Consider the following 3626-nt stretch of genomic DNA (forward strand, 5'->3'; position numbering starts at 1 on the left):
GGTGTACACACTCCAGTACAGGCCTTGTTTTTTTACAGATAAACTCTAACAACGTGAAGGCTCAGGGTGTTTAAAAAGTTGGTTTTAACTGGCTCCGACAACCTCATGACTCCGACATCACTACCATCACTTCAGCAACTGCCCCCTCCTCGCCTTCCGCCAGATAGATATGACCAATTGAGCTATTGAAATAGGCTGTTTCGCGGCAACCGATGCCGAGGGATTCGCCGGTCTCGAACTGAATCCGCACGCGCCCCGACAGGACCCCGGCCCACCAAACAAAGCATCAACAAAGCCCGCCTAGTGCGGGCTTTGTTGCATCTGGGGTTTGGGGTTTCTAGCTTGTTGCGCAAGCACTCTTTGCTGAAAGTCGGCCCGGAACGCGGCATTACGTTGTTTTCCATTCCGTGCCAGCGATTTAACCTCAAGATACTCAACCCGGATCAGGCCCAGCTTGAAAACGATTTTCAGCTCGCCAGCCAGCTCCCACCTCACCTCTCGATATCCTCCGCGACCCGAATGCGAGCAAGTAAGGCTACGCCTCGATTCTTAAACCACTGCATTTGAAACTGGTTACGCCGTGTTCTTCGCGATGCCAGACCTGGTCAGCAAAAGAATTGATCGACTCCCGCAACTTCACCGGTGTCATTCGCGGTGCTTCCTTGGCTACGTCCTAGCTGAATTCCATCGGGGACACACGCCAAAAACAAACCTGTTCCCTTCCCCAAAATACATGCGGTCTAACGCGCTATCAAATGAAAATCCTGTCACTTCGTTTTCTTCTTTAACGCCTTTTTTTTATGCAGGTCAATGCAACGAACATCTAAAGGTCGYGTAACCGAATTGTCATATTTGAAGCCCCTAATGCGTTTCAAAATATTGCAGCGATTCAAATGCTTGGCATCAGCGCTGCAAAACTGCCGATGCATGGGTAACGGATTACCTTGGATGAACAAGCCCGTCGGCAGGGTTAATTACCCTGTGAACGAGATCCATGATGATCAAGAAACTAGCCGTATCCCTCGTTGGCGCTTTGCTGGGGGGCGCGATGTTGCCTGCACATGCCGACTTCATCGACGACAGCCATGCCGACTTGACCCTGCTCAACCGCTACCTCAATCAACAAGGCCGTGACGTGGTGGGCAGCACCGCCAAGGCCAAGAGTTACCGCGACTGGGGACAGGGTTTTCAGTTCAATTTCCGCTCCGGTTATACCGACGGTGCTGTGGGTTTCGGCCTGGATCTTGAGGCCTTTTACGGCCTCAAGCTCGACTCTGGTGGTGACCTGAATAACAAGGATCACCAGAGTCGTTATCCCGGCAGCATGTTCCCGCTGGATGATGGGAAATCCGCCAATGACTTTAGTGTCTTGAGCCCGACCTTCAAGATGCGCTTCCTCAAGGATGAGCTGCGCGTTGGTATGCTCAGCCAAAATAACCCGATGCTGGCCAACACCGATGGGCGTCTGTACCACCAGACCAACACCGGCGTGCAACTGGTGTCGAAAGACCTGTCCGACTTCACCTTCACGGCTGGCGACATCGTCCGGACGAAAATTCGCAATGAGAGCAACGACAGTGACATGACCACTGGCGGCGGTGCGAAACTCAGCGACCGCTTCCTCTATGGCGGTGCTGACTATACAGGCCTGGCCGACACCACCTTGAGCCTGTGGTACTCCAATCTCCAGGATTACTACCAACAAGMCTTCATCGGCGCCAAGCACACCACCGCGCTGCCGGTCGGTAGCCTCCTCAGTGATTTCCGCGCCTACCGCAGCCTGGGCGTAGGCGGCAACGCGAATGGAGACAGCGACTTTGCCACCGCTGGTTCTTACGGTGACGGCTTGACCAAGGGGCGTATTAACCAGTCCACGATCAGCCTGATGGAAAGCTACAGTCTGGCGGGCCACACCATTGGCTTGGGGGCCCAGAAAAACACCGGTGACAGTGACTTCCCTTACCTGGACTCCGGGCTGAACAGTGGCGCTGCCCGACAAGGTCCTGGCGCCGGCGCTGATACACCGGCACTGACCAACCTGCAGCTGAACAAATTCCAGCATGCTGGCGAAGAAACCTGGCTGGCTCAGTACAAATACGACTTCGGTCAGTTGGGCATCAAAGGCCTTGGCTTTCTGGCCGCCTACGCGCACGGCGATAAGATCAAAGTGACCAAAGGCGGCGACAGCGAATGGGAGCGCGACTTGGCGCTGAGCTACCAGGTGCCTGATGGCAAGTTGAAGGGACTGGGCGTGACCTGGAAAAACGCCCAGGCCAACCCTAGCCTGACGGGCCAGACCAAGCAGGATGAAAACCGGCTCTACTTGAGTTATGTCGTACCGCTTTGGTAAGCACTGACTAGTACAAAAAAAGCCCGCACTTGGCGTAATGCTGTTCACTTAAGTATTTGAGTCTCAGCAGGGCTTCCCCGAAAATCCGATGCCAGATCGCTGGCATCGGATTTTTTATGTTTGTTCAGCAGCATCTGCTCGACCTCGGCGACCTCTTCAACTTTTCTGATCTGAGTACCTTTACTCAAAATATTCCTGTCGAATGGGTGGCATCGGTGTTGGACCTTTCTACGCAGGCAACCCTCCGGCGTCGTCGCTTGCCCGCCGACCAAGTGCTCTGGTTGGTGCTCGGCATGGCGTTGTTCCGCGACGAGCCTGCCTGCCAGTACATTGCGGTGCTGCTTATCGTGATGGCGGCGGCCAACCCGATTTCAGCAACAGGGAGGCGCTTGTCAGAATTAAGGGCGGGTGTTGGAGGGATGTTTCTGGATCACCGCCCAAGGCCGTCAGGCCAAGGACGGTGAAGATTTCAAAGATCCGGCTTCCAGTGAACCGTAAGGCTGCTCCGCTTAAGTGAACAGCTTTACGCCTAGTGCGGGCTTTGTTGCGTCTGGGGTTTCATATGTTGCTGAAGATTGTTATGGGTTCATGGGGGGTGTCAGAAATTTTGTGTTCTGCCCTACCATGACAACGCTTGCGCAATCTGATTCGCCTCGGTCCTGGTTTGGCCACCGGCCATGATGGGTGCCCTTAGCAACGACCGCAGGTCCTTGCGGTCCACGATCCAGAACGCCATCTTCACGGGTGTTTCCCGCAGGACACCGGTGACAGGGTCATTGTCAGAGGCGCCTTTGTCGTCAGGCAGCTTCGTCACATCGAACTCCCATCTGCGGCCGGTTGCCTGCTGCTCTCCATGTTCGGCCGATTTGGGCGAAAACTTCGTCCTGCGCATTTCTCCGGCTTGCAGCCCCAACTTTTCCGCCATGAAGGAGCGCAGCAACGGCTCAAGCTCCTCGTCAGATGACTGAGCCATGCCCACTGTGAGGCCAAGTTGCGCCCCTGTTTGCAAATTTTCGTAGTAGAAACGACTTTCTGTGTCCAATCTCAGGCGGTAGTCGCCCACACGCAAGGGCAGACGCATGTCTTTCCGGCGGTTGACCAAGGCATTTTCATCCTTCGGTATTGTCCAGCCCAGCGTAGCATCGCTTTCCTGCCATTCGATGAGCCTTCGGTTCAGTGCGACGGCGTCGTGACCTCTGCCCTGGCGGTAAGCGATATCCGCTGCATAATCTAGCGCAGTGCGATAGAGGCTTTCATCGGTAAAGCCAATCTCCCA

The 3626-nt window shown here is 54.9% G+C and carries 2 protein-coding genes and 2 pseudogenes; 2 read left to right on the plus strand and 2 right to left on the minus strand.

Going from position 1 to position 3626, the window contains the following annotated elements; translation table 11 throughout:
• Nucleotides 1-103 precede the first annotated feature (103 nt).
• Nucleotides 104-274 (minus strand): annotated as a pseudogene (locus AC1DH9_RS25065) (cupin domain-containing protein); the annotation flags it as partial.
• A 723-nt stretch (nucleotides 275-997) separates the two neighbouring features.
• Here AC1DH9_RS25065 and AC1DH9_RS25070 point away from each other — a divergent pair.
• On the plus strand, nucleotides 998-2350 hold the full coding sequence (locus tag AC1DH9_RS25070; RefSeq protein ID WP_477808978.1) for an OprD family outer membrane porin: 1353 nt from the start codon (nucleotides 998-1000) through the stop codon (nucleotides 2348-2350).
• Between the two features lie 227 nt (nucleotides 2351-2577).
• Nucleotides 2578-2867: pseudogene (locus tag AC1DH9_RS25075) on the plus strand (transposase domain-containing protein); the annotation flags it as partial.
• A 102-nt stretch (nucleotides 2868-2969) separates the two neighbouring features.
• Here the strand turns inward: AC1DH9_RS25075 and AC1DH9_RS25080 are convergent.
• The coding region (locus tag AC1DH9_RS25080) for a hypothetical protein (protein WP_477808979.1) at nucleotides 2970-3626 on the minus strand (657 nt) is incomplete at its 5' end.

Source organism: Pseudomonas sp. 05T35 (assembly GCF_056396605.1).